Here is a 15498-nt window from a genome sequence, read left to right as displayed (position 1 = left end):
TCGGCCTGCCGGGACCCACAACGAGCGCAGCCGCTTCCGCCGGTACCTCTGCGCATTCTGCGGACCGCATCCGCGTCCCTGCCGTTCTCGTTGACGGCTACGTTCACGGCCGCCACCGACGCCGTCATCGCCGCGGCGCGCCGGCGTTCCCGACCGTATGCGGCACCGCCCTTTCTGGACGTGTCCCGCACCCGCCGGGGATCCGTGCTCCGCCGCCGAGAAAGGGACTGCCCATGAACGGGTCGAGCACGACGAGCAGCAACGGGCTCCAGTTCAACCACCCTTACCTCGCCGTGGTGCTCGGCGGCGGTTTCACGGGCATGCTCGCCGCCGCGACGCTGTCCGAACACGCCGACGTCGTCGTCGTCGAGCGGGAGCGGCTGCCGCGGACCCCCGCCCTCCCCACGGACCTCCCGCAGGCCCGGCACGCCCATCTGCTGACGGGCGACGGCGCCCGGCTGGTCGATGCCCTGCTGCCCGGCAGTGTCGAACGCTGGCTGGCCGAGGGCGCCCGCAGGGTGCCGAAGCCGGCGGGGTTCGCCGGCCGGTCCCCGAAGGGCTGGTTAGGCCGGCGGGCACGCTCGGAGTATCTGATCGCCTGTTCCCGCGATCTGCTCGACCGGGTCATCCGCCACCAGGTGCGGGCCCTCCCCGGGGTGACCGTCCTCGACGGAACCGAGGCGGCCGAACTCACCGGCACCGCGGAACACATCACCGGGGTGCGCGTCCGGGACACCACCACCGGCGCCACGTACCGTCTGGATGCCGACCTCGTCGTCGATGCCACCGGCCGCCACTCCACCACCCAGGACCGGCTGGCCGCGCTGGGGCTGCCCATCGCACGCGAAGACCTCTCGGACTCCGGAATCGTCTCGGCGACCCGTATCTTCCGTGCCCCTGACGGCATGGAGAACTGCCCGGTGCTCACGACCCGTTCGGCGCCCGCCGGCCCGGTCCCCGGTCCTGTCGCAGCGCGGCGCCCGGTTCCCGGAAGGACGGCGACGCTGATCCCGATCGAGGGCGGGCGCTGGCTGGTCACGCTCACCGGTACCGGGGACGACCGGCCCTCCGAACACGCGGGCCGGTTCGCGCCGTTCGCCCGCCGCACGGGCAGCGCCGTCATCGGTGACCTCATCGCCGACGCCGAGCCGCTGAGCGAGGTGCGGCTGTCCCGCGACACGACCAGCCGGCGCCGCCGCTATGAACAGCTGCCGTCCTGGCCCACGGGATTTATCGCCCTCGGCGGCGCCGTGGTCGCGCTCGCCCCCGACTGCGGGCAGGGCCTGTCCCTCGCCGCCCATGGTGCCGCCGCGCTGCGCGGGGCGCTGCGCCGGCACGGGATGGACGAACCGGCCCTCGCCCGGAAGGTGCAGCGCGCCTTCGGACGCCTCGTCCGGGCGCCGTGGTCCCTGGCCACCGGCGCGGTCCTCCACTCCCCCACCGCCGGCCGGCCCGCCGTCGGCCGCGCCTACCTCGACGTCGTCACGCCCTCCACTCCGACGGCCCCGGTCCTGCGCCCCGCTGCCGCACTCGGCCTGCTCCGGGGTACGGCACCCGGCCCGGCGGCCTGCGGTGCACCGGGCGGCCCGGCCGCGCCGAAGGCTGCCGCGGTCCCTTTGCCGGCGACGGCAGGCCCCGCGTCGTCCACCGCTCCGCGTCCGGCAGCGGCCGGTGCCGCCTCCGCCCTCCCGGCGACGCCTGCCGCCACGCTCTCGGCCGTGCCGCCCGCTCCGGGACAGCCCTCGGCCCCGTCCCACCGCCCCGGCTCCGAACCCACCCCCAGACGCCTCCCGCGCCTCGGCTTCGGGCCGACGGCACTGCGCCGTATCGGCGGGGCGGGCAGACGGAAACCGGCCGACGGCTGAGGACATGCGGGCCGTCCGCGCTGTCCTCGGTGGCGCCGGATCCCTGCCCGGCGCCACCGACCACGCTCCTGTGGTGAAGGAGGGGCCCACCGTCGGTCCTGCGCGTGCCGGACGAGGGTGTCCAGGTGACGTCCAAGGGGCTCGGAGCGCAGCGGCTCGCGCTGGTCGAGGATCCGAAGAACCTGTACTGGCGGGCGGTGCGCGGCCATGACGTGCCGCGGGTCGCGGCGGGGATCGCCGGGGAGCTGGGGGCGTCGCGGGTCGGTGTGTACGGCATGGTGTACGGCGACGGCGTCCAGGATCTGGGCTATGGCGCGGACAGCCGGCGCGGGGATGCGGCGTACGCAGTATTCGATGTCGCGGTGGAAAGTGACGGACAGCTGCGGTGGCTGGATCCGGAGGAGCTGACGAGGGTGCTCGGCCGGCTTCCGGTGGTGCCGACGCTGTACAGCGGCCCGTATGACGCACGGCTGGTGATGGAGCTGGCCGAGGGCCGCGAGACGCTGTCGGGACGTGCGGTGCACCTCAGGGAGGGTGTGGTCGTCCGTCCGCTCCGGGATCGCTTCAGCGCGGAGCTGGGCGGGCGGGCCATCGCGAAGGCGGTCAGCGGCGCCTATCTGACGCGCAAGGGCGGCACGGAGTACGAGTAGCCCGTCCCCGCACTGCTCACTGCTGTACGGGGACGGCAACGGGTCATGTGTCACCGGCCGTTGTGGCCTCCCGGGGTTCCGCCCGGAGCCCCAGGAGGCGGTGGGCGAGGGCGAGCGGTGCGTGGGGGTCGCGGGGAGGCGTGGGGGCCTTGGTGCGGTGCGCGGGGAGGCGTTCGACGGTCGTGGTGCCGGTGTCGGATTCCAGGGCCGGCGCGTATCCCGCGGCGCGCAGCGCGTCCAGGGTGGCGGTCGGGGGGCGACTGCTGACCAGGACGGTCGGGGCGATGGCACGCAGCCCGAGGTCGCGCAGTGCACGGTGGGCGGCAAGCTCTTCGACGAGGGCTTCGTCGTCGGAGCGGATGCAGCAGGCGGCGGGCAGGACGCGCATCCGGCCATGGGAGCGGGCGGCGTCCTGGACGAGGTAGCCGAGCGGCTGCGGCAGGGTGCCGGTCGCCGAGGCGCGGGCGAGGTCCTCCAGGAGGGTTTCGGCGCTGTGTCCGGCAGCCAGCGCACGGCGTACGGAGTGCGGCGTGAAGCGCCAGGTCACGGCGTGGCCCTCGGATTCCCGGTCGGCCGCGGCGGCGAGCAGTCCGGCGAGTGCGGCGGCGGGGCGGCCGGGCACGACGGCGGTCAGGTCGGCCTGGAAATGGGCCTGTTCGAGGAGCGGCGGGAGCAGCTCGGCGAGCGGCTCGTCGAGGGAGCGCGGGTCGGCGAGCAGCGCCCGGCCGAGAGGGGTGAGGGTGCCATGGGCGACCAGCCCCAGGTAGGCGGCCTCGTGGAGGGTGTGGGCGGCGCGTTCCCCGGCCATCGGCTGCCGAGTGACGGCGAGCGGGCGGTGCCAGTCCGCTGCCCGGAGGAGGTCCTCCCACCAAGGGCAGGCACCCGCCTCCTCCGGTGAATTGGTGAACGGCAGCGGCGGAAGGGGTGCTCCGGCGCCGAGGGGGACGGTGGCCAGGGCGGCGAGGAGCGCGTGCCGGAGGGCGGGTGCGTGCCGGTCGTGGCCGCGGACCAGTGCGGTCGGGGTCTCGCCGAACGTGGTGTGGGTGGGGATGTCCCACAGCCCTGACCAGGCGGCCAGGAGGGGGGCGAGGCGTGCGCCGGGCGGGCGGGCGAGCCAGTCGTCGTAGGCGCCGGTGGGCAGCGCGGTGATGCCGGACGGGCTGCGGGTCAGCGCGATCAGGTCGGCTGCGAGCGTGAGGTCGAGGAGGAGGCGGGTCTGCGATTCGGTGGCGCCGGCCGCCCTGGCCAGCCGTTTGATCTCCCGTACGGCCAGCCCGCCCGACTTGCGCAGCGCGGCGGGCTGCGTCGCCAGGGCGGCCAGCAGGCGGTCGACGGTGGCGGCGAGGGTCGCCGCGGCGGCCCGGGATTCGTCGTGCGGCGAGGTCGGGGGGACGGCTGCGGCGGGCGTCGCGGGGACGGCGGTGTCGTCCTCGGCGAGCCGTGGGGCGTCCGCGAGGAACGGGCCGAGGTCGTGGGCGGCCAGGAGTTGCGGGGCGCGCGGCGGCACGACGACCGTGCCGTCCTCGGTCGGCGCGGCGAGCCCGTCGTCGTAGAGGTGGCGCAGTGCGGTTTCGGCGGCGGTGCGCTGCCGGCCGGGCGAGGTGACCCCGAGGGCGGCGAATACGTCCTCGGGCGGGACGGGTTCGGTGGCCAGATGCGCGAAGGACAGCCGGTGCGCCATCAGGGACTGGTAGTCGGCGCCCGGGGCGGGGGCGGCGGGGCCTGGTGCCTCACGCCCGGCGCGCTCCTGGCTGATGCGGGCGGTGGCGCCGAGCACCTGGAGCCGGGGGTGGTCGAGATGCAGCACCAGGTGGTGGAGGGTCTCGTAGGACCACAACGCATGGGCCAGACCGCGCAGTCCGGTGGGGGCGGGCCGGCGGGCGAGCGGTTCGGCATGGCGGGTGAGGAGCGCGGCGAGCTGCTCGGGGGTGCGCCGGGCGAGGGATCGGGTGACTGCGTCGAGACCTTCCACGGCGTCGAGGTTAGTCATCGCGCGAGCAGGGCGGTGAGGGCGCCCACGGGGTCGGGGTCCGCGGGCCCGGCGGGCCACCAGTCCTCGGTACCGGGCTCGGATTCGTACGGATACCAGCGGTTGTCGTGGCCGAAGCGGAGCTGGATGCCGCGGTCCGCGTCGGTGAGGTGGTTGTGGCGCGGGCGCAGGGCCGGGAGGTCCGCGGCGAGGAGGGCGCTGCGGGCCCGGTCGAAGTCTCCGGCCGGGGGGTTCCAGGTGGCGTCGAGGAGGGAGAGGCCTTCGGGTCCGCCCTGCCGCCAGGCGGCGACGGAGCGGGCCACGTCGGTGGTCGTACGGCCGGTCGCCGCGGCGAGGTCGCGGTAGAGGGCCCGGGTGGCGGAGGTCAGGCCGGCGGTGGGATGGGCGGTGGCCGCCAGGCGGATGGCGTCCTCCCATACGGGCAGCGCCGGGAAGGGGCTGTGGACGGGCGGCCGCCCGCCGCCGGGGCCCGGGGATCCGGCGGCGGATACGCAGGCGTGGGCGCGGGAAGCGGCGTCGGCCGCCAGGAATTCGAGTGCCGCGGGGTCGAAGGGGAGGTGGTCACCGTCCGGCAGGGCCGGCGGGTGGGCGGGCCGGGGTGGGGCCGGCAGCGGAGGTGGGAGCGGCGGGCGGGGGTGGTCGGCGAGCGCCGCCCTGGCGAGGACACCACGGGGTGACGGCGTGTCCGGTGCCGCAGGCTCCCCGGGGGCGACGCCGGCGGCCGCCGCGGAGCTTGGTGCGGTGACGTCAAAGGGCGTCCCTCCGCCGGCCGCGGGCCCGCGGCGGTGCGGGGGCGGCCGGGTGGTGGCGGGGGTGTGGGCGCGAGCCTCGCGGGCGGTGAGGACGGTGTTGCGGCGGGAGAGTTCGTCGAGGAGTTCGCGTTCGCCGCGGCCCCGCATCAGCAGCAGGACGAACGGGTCCGCGTCCAGGAGGCGGGCGGCCTGGAAGCAGAGCGCGGCGGCGTGCTTGCAGGGCCTTCCGTCGTCGGGGCAGGAGCATCGGGTGACGAGGTCGCCCGGCCCCGGGAGGAGGCGCACCTCGCCCTCGGACAGGGCTCGGGGCAGCTTCTTGGCCAGCAGGGCGGTGAGCTGGCCGGGCTCCGCGGCGATGGCGTCCAGGAGTCCGTCCCACTCCTGGTCGGTGAGGGTCCTGAGGCGGATTTCCGCGCTGTAGGGGCGGGGTCTGGTGCCGCGTACGGTGGCGACGATGCGGCCCGGCGTGACGTTGATGGTGTCAACATGACCGTCGCGGGCGTAGGTCCGGCCGCGGGCGAGCCGGGCGCCGTCGAGGGCCGTGCTCTCCAGCGCGTCCAGCCAGGCGCTGCCCCACCAGGATTCGGCGAACAGCCCGCGGGCTCCGGTCCTGGCCGGCAGGGGCGGGAAGGTGCGCGAGCGGTCCGCGCGGGCCAGCCGGTCCGCGGCGGCGGCGCGCCCGGAGGCGGGGCGGGGGGTCATCCGGGCCTCCTGAGGGAGACGAGGTCGGCCAGTTCGGCATCGGACAGTTCGGTGAGCGCGCTCTCGCCGCCGGAGAGCACCGCGTCGGCGAGTGCCCTTTTGGCGCCGAGGAGTTGGGCGATGTTGTCCTCGACCGTGCCCTCGGCGATCAGCCGGTGGACCTGGACGGGCTGGGTCTGGCCGATGCGGTACGCACGGTCGGTGGCTTGCTCCTCGACCGCCGGATTCCACCAGCGGTCGTAGTGGATCACGTGTCCCGCGCGGGTCAGGTTCAGGCCGGTGCCCGCCGCCTTCAGGGACAGCAGGAAGACCGGGGCGTGGCCCGACTGGAAGCGGTCGACCATCTTCTCCCGTTCGTCGACGGGGGTGCCGCCATGCAGGAGCTGTACCGGGATGCCCCGGTGGGTCAGATGGCGTTCGAGCAGCCGTGCCATGCCGACGTACTGGGTGAAGAGCAAGGTGGCGCCGCCCTCGGCGAGGATGGTGTCCAGGAGTTCGTCGAGGAGTTCGAGCTTCCCGGAGCGGGCGGCGAGTCCGGGCGCGGCCTCCTTGAGGTACTGCGCGGGGTGGTTGCAGATCTGCTTGAGGGCGGTGAGCAGCTTCATGACCAGGCCACGGCGCGCGATGCCCTCGGCGGTCTCGATCCGGGAGAGGGTCTCGCGGACGACGGCCTGGTACAGCGCGGCCTGTTCGCGCCCCAGCGCCACCGGGTGGTCCGTCTCGGTCTTGGGCGGCAGTTCGGGGGCGATGCCGGGGTCGGACTTCTTACGGCGCAGGATGAACGGGCGCACCAGCCTGGCCAGCCGCTCGGCCGCCCGCGGATCCTCGCCGCCCTCGACCTCACGGGCGTGCAGCGCACGGAACGTCTTGAGGGAGCCGAGGAGCCCGGGGGTCGTCCAGTCGAGGAGCGCCCACAACTCGGAGAGGTTGTTCTCCACGGGCGTGCCGGTGAGGGCGATCCGGGCAGGGGCTTTGATGCTGCGCAGCGCCTTGGCCGTCGACGAGCGCGGATTCTTCACATGCTGGGCCTCATCGGCGACGATCCAGGCCCACGGGTGCCCGGCCAGCTGCGTGGCGCTGCTGCGCATCGTCCCGTACGTCGTCAGCACGAAGCCGCCCTCCAGGCCGTCGAGGCTGCGGCCTGCGCCGTGGAAGCGGCGTACGGGAGTGCCGGGGGCGAAACGCTCGATCTCGCGCTGCCAGTTGCCGAGGAGCGAGGCCGGGCAGACGACGAGGACCGGTGCGGCGGGCTGCCGGTGCAGATGGAGCGCGATGACGGTGATGGTCTTGCCCAGGCCCATGTCGTCGGCGAGGCAGCCGCCGAGGCCGAGGGAGGTCATGGTGTCGAGCCAGGCCATGCCCCGTAGTTGGTAGTCACGGAGGGTGGCCCGCAATCCTGGCGGCTGGGGCAGGGGCCGCGGATCGGCGGTGAGAGCACCGCGCAGTGCGGCGAGGGCGCCCTGGGGCACCACCTCGACCTCCTCGCCCTCCACCTCCGCGGTGCCGTTGAGCGTCGCGGCGAGGGCGTCCGCCGGCTCCAGGTAGCCCAGTTCGCGTTTCCTGGCCTTGCGGACGAGCCCGGGGTCGACCAGGACCCACTGGTCACGCAGCCGGACGACGGGGCGATGTGCCTCGGCGAGGGCGTCCATTTCCGCCTCGCTCAGCGGCACTCCGTCCATTGCCACCTGCCAGCGGAAGTGCAGCAGTTCACGGGTGTCGAAGAAACCGAAGCCGTCCGCGGCCGAGCCCGGTGCCGGGCGCAGCACCGCCGCAGCGGTCAGGCCGCGGGCCAGTTCCTTGGGCCAGTGGACGGTCACTCCCGCGGCGCCCAGGCGTGGCGCGGCTTCCCCCAGCAGGTCGTACAACTCGTCCTCGCTGAGCGCCAGTACGTCGGGAACCGGCTGTTCCAGGAGGCGGGTGAGCGGGGCCCAGATACGGGCGGCGCGGCGCAGTGCGAGGAGGGTGTCGACACGGGAGCGCGGCCCGAAATGGTCGGGGCCTTCGCCCTCCCACAGTCCGCGGGCGTCGGCGACCAGGGTGGGGTCGGTGAGGCTGTGCACCTGAAGGACGGCGGCCGCCGCACTGCGCTCTTCCGCACCGCCCCTCCCGCCCTCCTCACTCGTGTCGAAGAGCTTGTGCGGGGCGAGATCGAGACGCAGGGAGAGCCGCACCCCGGCGTCGACTCCGGCCGCGACCTCGGCGGCCCATTCCCGGGCGCCGGGAAGGTGTTGAGGCGCACTCGCGGCGAACGGGGCACCGGCCACCAGCGCGGCGGCGGGGGTGCGCGGCAGCGCATCGGCGACCGCATCCACGTAGAGCCGTACCAGGGCCGCCGGGTCGTGCACCTGGAGCGGGCGGCTGCCGGCGATCGGCACGGCGTAGGCATCGGCGGGCATGGCGGCGGCGATGGCCCGGAGATGCGCGATGTCGTCGGGGTCGAGCGGCCCGGCGCGCCAGGCGTCGGTGTCCTCGGCGGTCAGCCCGGGGAGCAGCCTGCCGCGGGCGGCGAGATGCAGCGCATGCAGGGTGGCCGCGCCCCAGCAGGCGGCGGCCGGGTGGGCGGCCGGGTCGTGCCGCGCACGGACCAGCAGCGGGACGGCCTCGGCCAGCGGAAGCAGCACAGCGGGGACCGTACGGCTGCGGGCACCGTTCCCATGGCGGCGGGCGAGGGTGAGCCGGCCCGGCTCGGCGGCCCCCTCGCCGCCCGGCACCGCCTCGTCTCCTTCCCCGCTTCCGACGTCCGGGAGCGGGCCGCCATCGGGCCGCCACAGCGCGATCTTCCCGGCGCGCGGCGGCTGGGCGGGCAGGAAGACCGCGGCGCAGCGAGCCGACGCAGCACCGACTCCGCCGCCCTCCCCCGCGCCCCCGGACCCGTCCGTGGGCGGGTCGTGCAACGGCCGGGGCTCCCCCGCCGTCTCCCACCGCCTCGTCATCCCATCCCTTACTTCTTGGTCGTTCGCTGCTGCTCGGCCGTTCGCCGCGCGGTCGTTCCGCCCCGGCCGCGGCGACCGCAGCGTCTGCCGCGCCCGGCCTGATCCGGCGCCCCCGACCTGCGAGTCTACGGTCGTCCGCACCACGTCTCCGGCGTCCCTCCCCAGCGTTCGCACCTCCCTCCGGGCGCCGGGCGATGAAGCACCGGCCGCGCCTGACGACCGAACCGGCGCCTCTCGACCGTGCGCGCCCCTCACCCGCGTGACGCAGGAAGCGAACAGGCGAGCAGGAAACGGCACTGTCTGCCGACCCCGGCTCCGCCACGGCGCCCGGCCATGCGATTCCGATGGAAGCAGACAGCACTGACAATGCGTCCCGACCAGGCCTTTTCGCGCACCGGCCGGGGTTATCCACAGGCCGCAGGAATCCCTCTCGCCCTCAGCTCGAGATCCGCTACGGTGAGTGACGTCATCACCCTCGGTAATCATTCGACGTCGATGAGGAGCACATCATGCACATCCCCACGCCCGAACAATCCGCCGCGGCGGAGGCCTTTCCGACCGGTTCGCATCTGGTGATCCAGGCCGGCGCAGGGACCGGCAAGACGACGACTCTCGCGATGCTCGCCCGCACCGCGCGGCGGCAGGGCCGATCAGGTCGGTATATCGCCTTCAACCGAGCGGTCGCGCGCCATGCCGCGCGGACGTTCCCCACCGAAGTGGCCTGCGGGACCGCCCATGCCCTCGCCTTCACCGCCGTGGGAAGGCGCTACCAGGCGCGCATGAACGCCCCTCGGCAAGCAGGATGGCGCACGGGCGCCGCCCTGGGCATCGACGAGGACATGACCGTCCGCATCGGCACACGCAAGGTGACCCAGAAGGCACTCTCGTACACGGTCCTGCGCACCGTCGCCCGCTTCTGCCAGTCGGCCGACACAGAGATCGCGCCGCACCACGTCCCGCCCCTGCGCGGAGCCGAATCCGCCCCGCTGCACGCACAACTCGCCGATCTCGTCCTGCCCTACGCGCGCAAGGCCTGGGCCGACCTGCAGCATCCGGACCGCGGCGTCGTCCGCTTCGAGCACGACCACTACCTCAAGATGTAGGCGCTGCGCGGGCCCGTCATCCCCGCGGATTTCCTGCTCCTGGACGAGGCACAGGACACCAACCCCGTGGTCGAGCAGGTCTTCACAGCACAGCGCGGCCACGCACAACTGGTGCTGGTCGGAGACTCTGCTCAGGCCATCTACGGCTGGCGCGGCGCACGCGACGTCATGACCGGATTCGACGGCAGACAGCTCAGCCTCTCCCGCTCGTTTCGCTTCGGCCCGGCACTTGCGGCCGAGGCCAATCGCTGGCTCACCATCGTCGGCGCCCCGATCCGGCTCACCGGATCACCCGGCCTGGAGACGGAGTTACGTGCGATCGGCGCGCCGGAGGCGATCCTGTGCCGGACGAATGTGGGAGCGATGGTGGAGGTGATACGGCAGCTGGAGGCGGGCCGCCGCGTCGCCCTCGCGGGCGGCGGCGAGGCACTCAGTGCTCTCGCACGCGCCGCGCACGACCTCGCGGCCGGGCGCCGCACCGTCCACCCCGAGCTGATGCTCTTCGAGAGCTCGGCCGAACTGCGCGAGTACGCGGAGTTCGACCCGTCCGGAAGGGACCTGCTGCCCCTGGTGGAGCTTGTCGACGAGCACGGTACGGAGGCGTTACTGCACGCCCTGGATCAGCTCTCACCCGAGGACTCCGCCGACGTGACGGTGTCCACGGTTCACCGGGCCAAGGGCCGGGAGTGGGCGAGCGTGCGCATCGCGGACGATTTCACGGGTCCCGATGACCTCGACGAGCCCGGCGAGGACGGAACCCCGCTGCCCGGCCCGGTCGACATCGACGAGGCGCGCCTGGCCTATGTCGCCGTGACCCGCGCCCGATCACTCCTCGACATCGGCGGACTGTCCTGGATCAACACCCACCCCGCCGGCGACCCTCGCCCCGACCCGCACCCCACCGAAGGGAGAGCCGCAGAACAGCAAGCGCAAAGGACAGTACAAACCAAGGAAAGAGGTGCCGGGGACAGGTGACTGGCTCGCCGATCGGGAGGATCCTGGAGGTGGGAGATGGGTGCCGATGCGTACGGGAAATGAACCTCTTCAGGCACGCAGCCCGCTGAAAATCCGCTGCGGACTGGCGCTGTGGGGGATGCTGTGGGCGATCGCCGGAGCCGTGGCCTTCGTCTATGCCGGGCGGCCGGAATGGGCGGCGGCGTGTGCCGCACTGGCGATGGTGGCGGCCACGGATCTGGTCATGGTGATCCGCCATATCCGCCAGGGACCGCACTACCAGCCGGGCAAGGACATACCGCCCTACGCCCCTGACCGGGGCCGGAACGACGCGTTCGGCATACGCAACGGCTCCGGCCGGAGGCGGAACACCAGACCGTAAGTACTGGGGCGCGAAGGCACGGCGTAACGCGTCCGGCGACAGGACGGGGCGCCGCGGTGGGCGCGATCGGCGCGAAAGGCGCGGCTACTCGGGACCGTCGCCCCGTTGGTCGGGGTTGCGATCACCGTTGCCCGTGCCGGGTGCAAAGCGGGCGGCTTCGATGAACTCCGGGCGCGGTTCAAGGGCCGCTGCCAGTCGGAAGTGGCGCAACGCCTCCTCGCCGCGGCCGGCACGCTCCAGGGTGCGACCGAGCGCGAAGTGCGCAAAGGCGTTGTCCGGCTCGCGTTCCAACACGATCTGGAACTCAAGCTCCGCAGGCCGCAGTTGAGCGGCGAGAAAGAAGGCGCGGGCGCGCAGCAGTCGGGCCGCGGTGTTCTCGGGGTGCGCGGTGATGACCGAGTCCAGCAGCTGGATCGCACCGCGTGGGTCACGGGCCGCCAACAGCTGCTCCGCGGCGCGGAAGTCGATGACATGCGTCTCAGGGCTGCTCTCGGGCACGACTGCTCCTCTCCGTCGCCGTCGGGACACACATCAGCCACGGACCGTACGGCGTTACCTGCGGCACAACAATCCCATCGGTCGCGGCATTCCCCGGCCGGCATGGCCTCAACCGGCTCCCTCGACCTCTATTGAGGGCACAACCAGCTGAGGCGGAGGGAGCACGGATGGTGCGCGGGACACACCCAGCGGGAGGCGAGGCGGCGGGGCCCGGCGAGGGGAGGCGCGGGGTAAGCCCGGTGGGGGGAGGGCAAGGTGAGGAGCCTGGCGGGGCAGGGCGCGCGGTGAGGGACCCGGCGGGGAGAGACGCGAGGTATGGGACCACAGCGATGACCGGCGGAGGTGAGAGCGGAGGAGGAGGTGGGTGGGGGGGCGGGGGCCGGGGGCCGGGGGCTGGGGGCAACAGCCCAGCCCCAACTCCCCACCCCCTGACCCCAGATCCGCAGATCCGCCGATCCGCCGATCCGCAGAAGCCAACCGCCCCCGCCGCACTCGCCCTCGCCGCCGGTTCCGCTGCCCCCAGTCCCCGCCGCCGACCTCTCACTGCCGGTCCGCTTCCCCTACCGCCTGATGCGGTGCGCCTTTACAGGCTGATGTGGTACGCCTTGCGCAACGTCTCGTGCACGGTCCACTGCGTGCGGTCGCCCTCGCGCAGGACGCAGGCGTCGCCGGGCCCCACCTCCAGCACCGAGCCGCCCTCGACCTCGATGGTGGCGCACCCGCTGACGACCACGAACAGCTCATTGGCCTCGGTGTCCGTCACCACACCCGGCGTGATCTGCCAGATACCCCGGATCTGCCGCCCGTCGGGGGACTCCCACAGCACCTTGCCCGTCACCGCCGGCTCGCCGGCGACGATCTGAGAAGGGTCCAGCGGTTCCGGCTCCAGATCGGCATCCGCGATGCCGGGGATATTGACCACGAACGATGCGGGCGCCGAGTCGCCGGCAGCGGGTACCGTGGCGGGCTCGGAAACCGAGCCGGGGCCGGAGCCGGGCTCTGTCGTGGTGGCGGGCCCGGTAGCGGAGTTCTTGGCATCAAGGTCGGAAGCAGCAGTCATGGCGGCGAGGGTACCGTCCGGCCTCAGGCGCTCCGCAGCCGCTCCCATACGGCGCGGACCTGGGGTTCCAACGCGTCCAGCGGTCCGTCGTTGTCAATGACGAGATCCGCGACGGCCAGCCGCTGTTCGCGGGTCGCCTGGGCCCCCATCCGTGATGTGGCCTCGTCCTCCGCCATGCCGCGCAGCTGCACCAACCGGTCCAGCTGGGTCTGCGGCGCGGCGTCGACCACGACCACCAGGTCGTACAGCGGTGCCAGGCCGTTCTCCGTCAGCAGCGGGACATCGTGTACCACCACCGCGTCCGGCCCGGCCGATGCCTCGAGTTCGGCCGACCGCGCCCCCACCAGCGGGTGCACGATGGCGTTCAGCGCCTTCAGTTTCTCGGGGTTGGAGAACACGATCCGGCCCAGCTGCGGCCGGTCCAATGTGCCGTCCGGCGCGAGCACGCCGCTTCCGAACTCCTCGACCACTGCCGCCAGTCCGGGCGTACCCGGCTCGACGACCTCGCGTGCGATCTTGTCCGCGTCCACGATCACCGCGCCGTACGACGCCAGCAGTCGCGAAACCTCACTTTTGCCTGCGCCGATTCCGCCGGTCAGCCCCACCTTCACCATGGCCCCACGCTATACGCTGCGCCCGGACGGCAGGAGCGCAGGAGGCTCGACCTCCCCCAGGCCCCGCCTCCCCCAGCCCCGCCTCCCCCAGGCTCAGGCCCCGCCCGCGCCGCCGTCGCCCTCGCGCTCCGCCAGGAAGCGCTCGAACTCCCGGCCGATCTCGTCGGCCGACGGCAGTTCCACCGGCTCGGCCACCAGGTTCCCCCGGCTCTCGGCCCCGGCCACCGCGTCGTACTGGTGCTCCAGTCCACTGACCAGCGTGACCAGCTCCTCGTCGCCCTCCGAGATCTGCCGCTCGATCTCCTCCTGCGTCCGCAGCGCCTCCGTACGCAGCGAATGCGCGGCGCCGGGCAGCACCAGCCCGGTCGCGGCCGTCACGGCTTCCAGCGCCGTCAGCGCGGCGTCCGGGTACGCGGACCGGGCGATGTAGTGCGGTACGTGCGCCGCCACGCCCAGCACATCGTGTCCCGCCTCCGCCAGCCGGAATTCGATCAATGCCTCCGCACTGCCGGGCACCTGTGCCTCATCGAAGAAGCCGCCGTGCCCGGGCATCAGGTCGGTGCGGTTGCCGTGCGGGGTGATGCCCACGGGGCGGGTGTGCGGGACGCCCATGGGGATGCCGTGGAAGTTCACCGAGAGGCGTACGCCGAGGCGCTCCACGATCTCCTTCACGGCGCGCGCGAAGCGCTCCCACTCGACGTCCGGTTCGGGTCCGGTCAGCAGCAGGAACGGCGCATCGGTCGTGTCCCGTACGAGCCGCAGTTCGATGCTCGGCGTCTCGTAGGCGGTCCAGCGGCTGCGCTCGAAGGTGAGCAGCGGGCGGCGGGCGCGGTAGTCGACGAGGCGGTCGTGGTCGAAGCGGGCGACGACCTCGTTCGGCAGGCCGTTCAGCAGCCGTTCAACGATCTGGTCGCCGGTCTCACCGGCGTCGATGTATCCGTCGAAGTGGTACAGCAGCACCAGTCCGGCGGAGTCCCTGGAGGCGATCGCCTCGACCTCCGCGAGCCCGCTCGGCTCCCATTCGTACAAACCCTGGGGATCCAACACAGTGACTGCTCCTCCTCGTTCTCATCAGCGCCAACGCACGACCCGGCGCGGGCATTCCCGACGACGCGGATGACCCCGCCTGCATCGCACACGCCCCGGTGCCGGGCCGGCCCTCGCTCCCACCGATCCCGGTCCCCCTCCGATCCCGGTCCCCTCCCCGGTCGCGATCCGCCCGACACCGAACCCAGCCCCGCCGGCCCCGCCGAACGCATCCCACCCCGACCGGCCCCGGCCCCTCACGCCGAACTCCCCCACGCCCTCGCCTCACACCCATTCAGCAACATGAACTCGCCTGCACATACAGCGAGTTCACCTCCCCAATCACCCCCCTGCGCCTTGCGCACTCCGCCCCGACCCAAGTAGTCGACGTCTCCACGGCGCCCAACTCAGAGACGCACTCGCCACCGCCAAGCCGGGCGACACGCTTCAGCTCGCCGACGGCACGTACAACGGCAACTTCACGGCCGCTGCCGCCGACGCCCCCTCATCCCGCACCCCACGGACCGGCTCGCCGAAGACCATGCCCACCGCGGGCGGCGACTCCGGCCCGTACCCGAACGGCACCTCGTACCGGACGCATCGGACCGAAAGGGCGTCACCCTCACCGACAACCGAAAGGACAGCACCCTCACCGATGACCAGAAGGTGGTCCCGAAGGACGCCTGGAACGGGCCTGGAACGGTGTCGACATCGGCTGCCCTCCCACTCCGCCCGCCGCTCACTCCGCACCACCTGAACATGGCGGACGGGCCGCTTCCGCTAGTCCGGCAAAGACGGCGTCCTCAAGAACTCCTCCATCCACGACCTCGCCAAGAACGGCAGCGGTATGGGTGAGGGGTGGGTGTATGCGGGGTGGCTCGGGTCGGGCTGGGGGCTGCGGCACGGCCTCCCGGAGCCGGTGGCGCCACTCAGGTCCGACCTGAGCGGCGCCACCCGCTCCCGCCGCAA

9 protein-coding genes and 2 pseudogenes are annotated in these 15498 nt (G+C 73.3%); 4 read left to right on the top strand and 7 right to left on the bottom strand.

Features of this window, described 5'->3' with window-relative positions:
* Nucleotides 1-233 precede the first annotated feature (233 nt).
* Nucleotides 234-1865 carry an FAD-dependent monooxygenase gene (locus ACWGI6_RS32910; RefSeq protein ID WP_453270898.1) on the top strand — a complete coding sequence of 544 codons (1632 nt, stop codon included), beginning with the start codon at nucleotides 234-236 and terminating at the stop codon, nucleotides 1863-1865.
* Nucleotides 1866-1975: 110 nt separating this feature from the next.
* Nucleotides 1976-2515 (top strand): annotated as a pseudogene (locus tag ACWGI6_RS32905) (RNA ligase family protein); the annotation flags it as partial.
* 43 nt (nucleotides 2516-2558) lie between these two features.
* Here ACWGI6_RS32905 and ACWGI6_RS32900 read toward each other — a convergent pair.
* The 3 genes from ACWGI6_RS32900 to ACWGI6_RS32890 are packed head-to-tail and all read right to left on the bottom strand — an operon-like array spanning nucleotide 2559 to nucleotide 8892.
* Entirely contained in the window at nucleotides 2559-4505 is a 1947-nt protein-coding gene (locus tag ACWGI6_RS32900; RefSeq protein WP_453270897.1) for a helicase-associated domain-containing protein, read from the bottom strand.
* Complete coding sequence (locus tag ACWGI6_RS32895) at nucleotides 4502-5959, bottom strand: SWIM zinc finger family protein (RefSeq protein WP_453270896.1); 1458 nt, start codon at nucleotides 5957-5959, stop codon at nucleotides 4502-4504. The genes ACWGI6_RS32900 and ACWGI6_RS32895 overlap by 4 nt, the downstream gene beginning before the upstream one ends.
* Nucleotides 5956-8892, bottom strand: a complete 2937-nt coding sequence (locus tag ACWGI6_RS32890) for a DEAD/DEAH box helicase (protein WP_453270895.1) — start codon at nucleotides 8890-8892, stop codon at nucleotides 5956-5958. Before ACWGI6_RS32890 ends, ACWGI6_RS32895 begins: the two co-directional genes overlap by 4 nt.
* A gap of 509 nt (nucleotides 8893-9401) precedes the next feature.
* On the opposite strand from ACWGI6_RS32890, the pseudogene ACWGI6_RS32885 reads away from it, so the two are divergent.
* Together ACWGI6_RS32885 and ACWGI6_RS32880 are read left to right on the top strand one after the other, a co-directional pair.
* Nucleotides 9402-10970, top strand: a pseudogene (locus tag ACWGI6_RS32885) (UvrD-helicase domain-containing protein).
* A gap of 46 nt (nucleotides 10971-11016) precedes the next feature.
* Nucleotides 11017-11331, top strand: a complete 315-nt coding sequence (locus ACWGI6_RS32880; protein WP_453270894.1) for a DUF6343 family protein — start codon at nucleotides 11017-11019, stop codon at nucleotides 11329-11331.
* An 84-nt stretch (nucleotides 11332-11415) separates the two neighbouring features.
* On the opposite strand, the gene ACWGI6_RS32875 is transcribed toward ACWGI6_RS32880, so the two are convergent.
* The 4 genes from ACWGI6_RS32875 to ACWGI6_RS32860 all read right to left on the bottom strand — a co-directional run bounded on the left by ACWGI6_RS32875 (nucleotide 11416) and on the right by ACWGI6_RS32860 (nucleotide 14550).
* Nucleotides 11416-11829, bottom strand: a complete 414-nt coding sequence (locus ACWGI6_RS32875) for a tetratricopeptide repeat protein (RefSeq protein WP_453270893.1) — start codon at nucleotides 11827-11829, stop codon at nucleotides 11416-11418.
* 583 nt (nucleotides 11830-12412) lie between these two features.
* Nucleotides 12413-12751, bottom strand: a complete 339-nt coding sequence (locus tag ACWGI6_RS32870; RefSeq protein WP_453270925.1) for a cupin domain-containing protein — start codon at nucleotides 12749-12751, stop codon at nucleotides 12413-12415.
* Nucleotides 12752-12912: 161 nt separating this feature from the next.
* Nucleotides 12913-13503: a dephospho-CoA kinase gene (gene coaE / locus ACWGI6_RS32865; RefSeq protein ID WP_453270892.1), complete on the bottom strand. Its 591-nt coding sequence runs from the start codon at nucleotides 13501-13503 to the stop codon at nucleotides 12913-12915.
* A 93-nt stretch (nucleotides 13504-13596) separates the two neighbouring features.
* Complete coding sequence (locus ACWGI6_RS32860) at nucleotides 13597-14550, bottom strand: PAC2 family protein (protein WP_453270891.1); 954 nt, start codon at nucleotides 14548-14550, stop codon at nucleotides 13597-13599.
* Between the last annotated feature and the right edge of the window lie 948 nt (nucleotides 14551-15498).

Source organism: Streptomyces sp. NPDC054786 (assembly GCF_053611685.1).
Note: the sequence above shows the minus strand (reverse complement) of the source record. Positions and strands in the feature narration are given on the sequence as shown.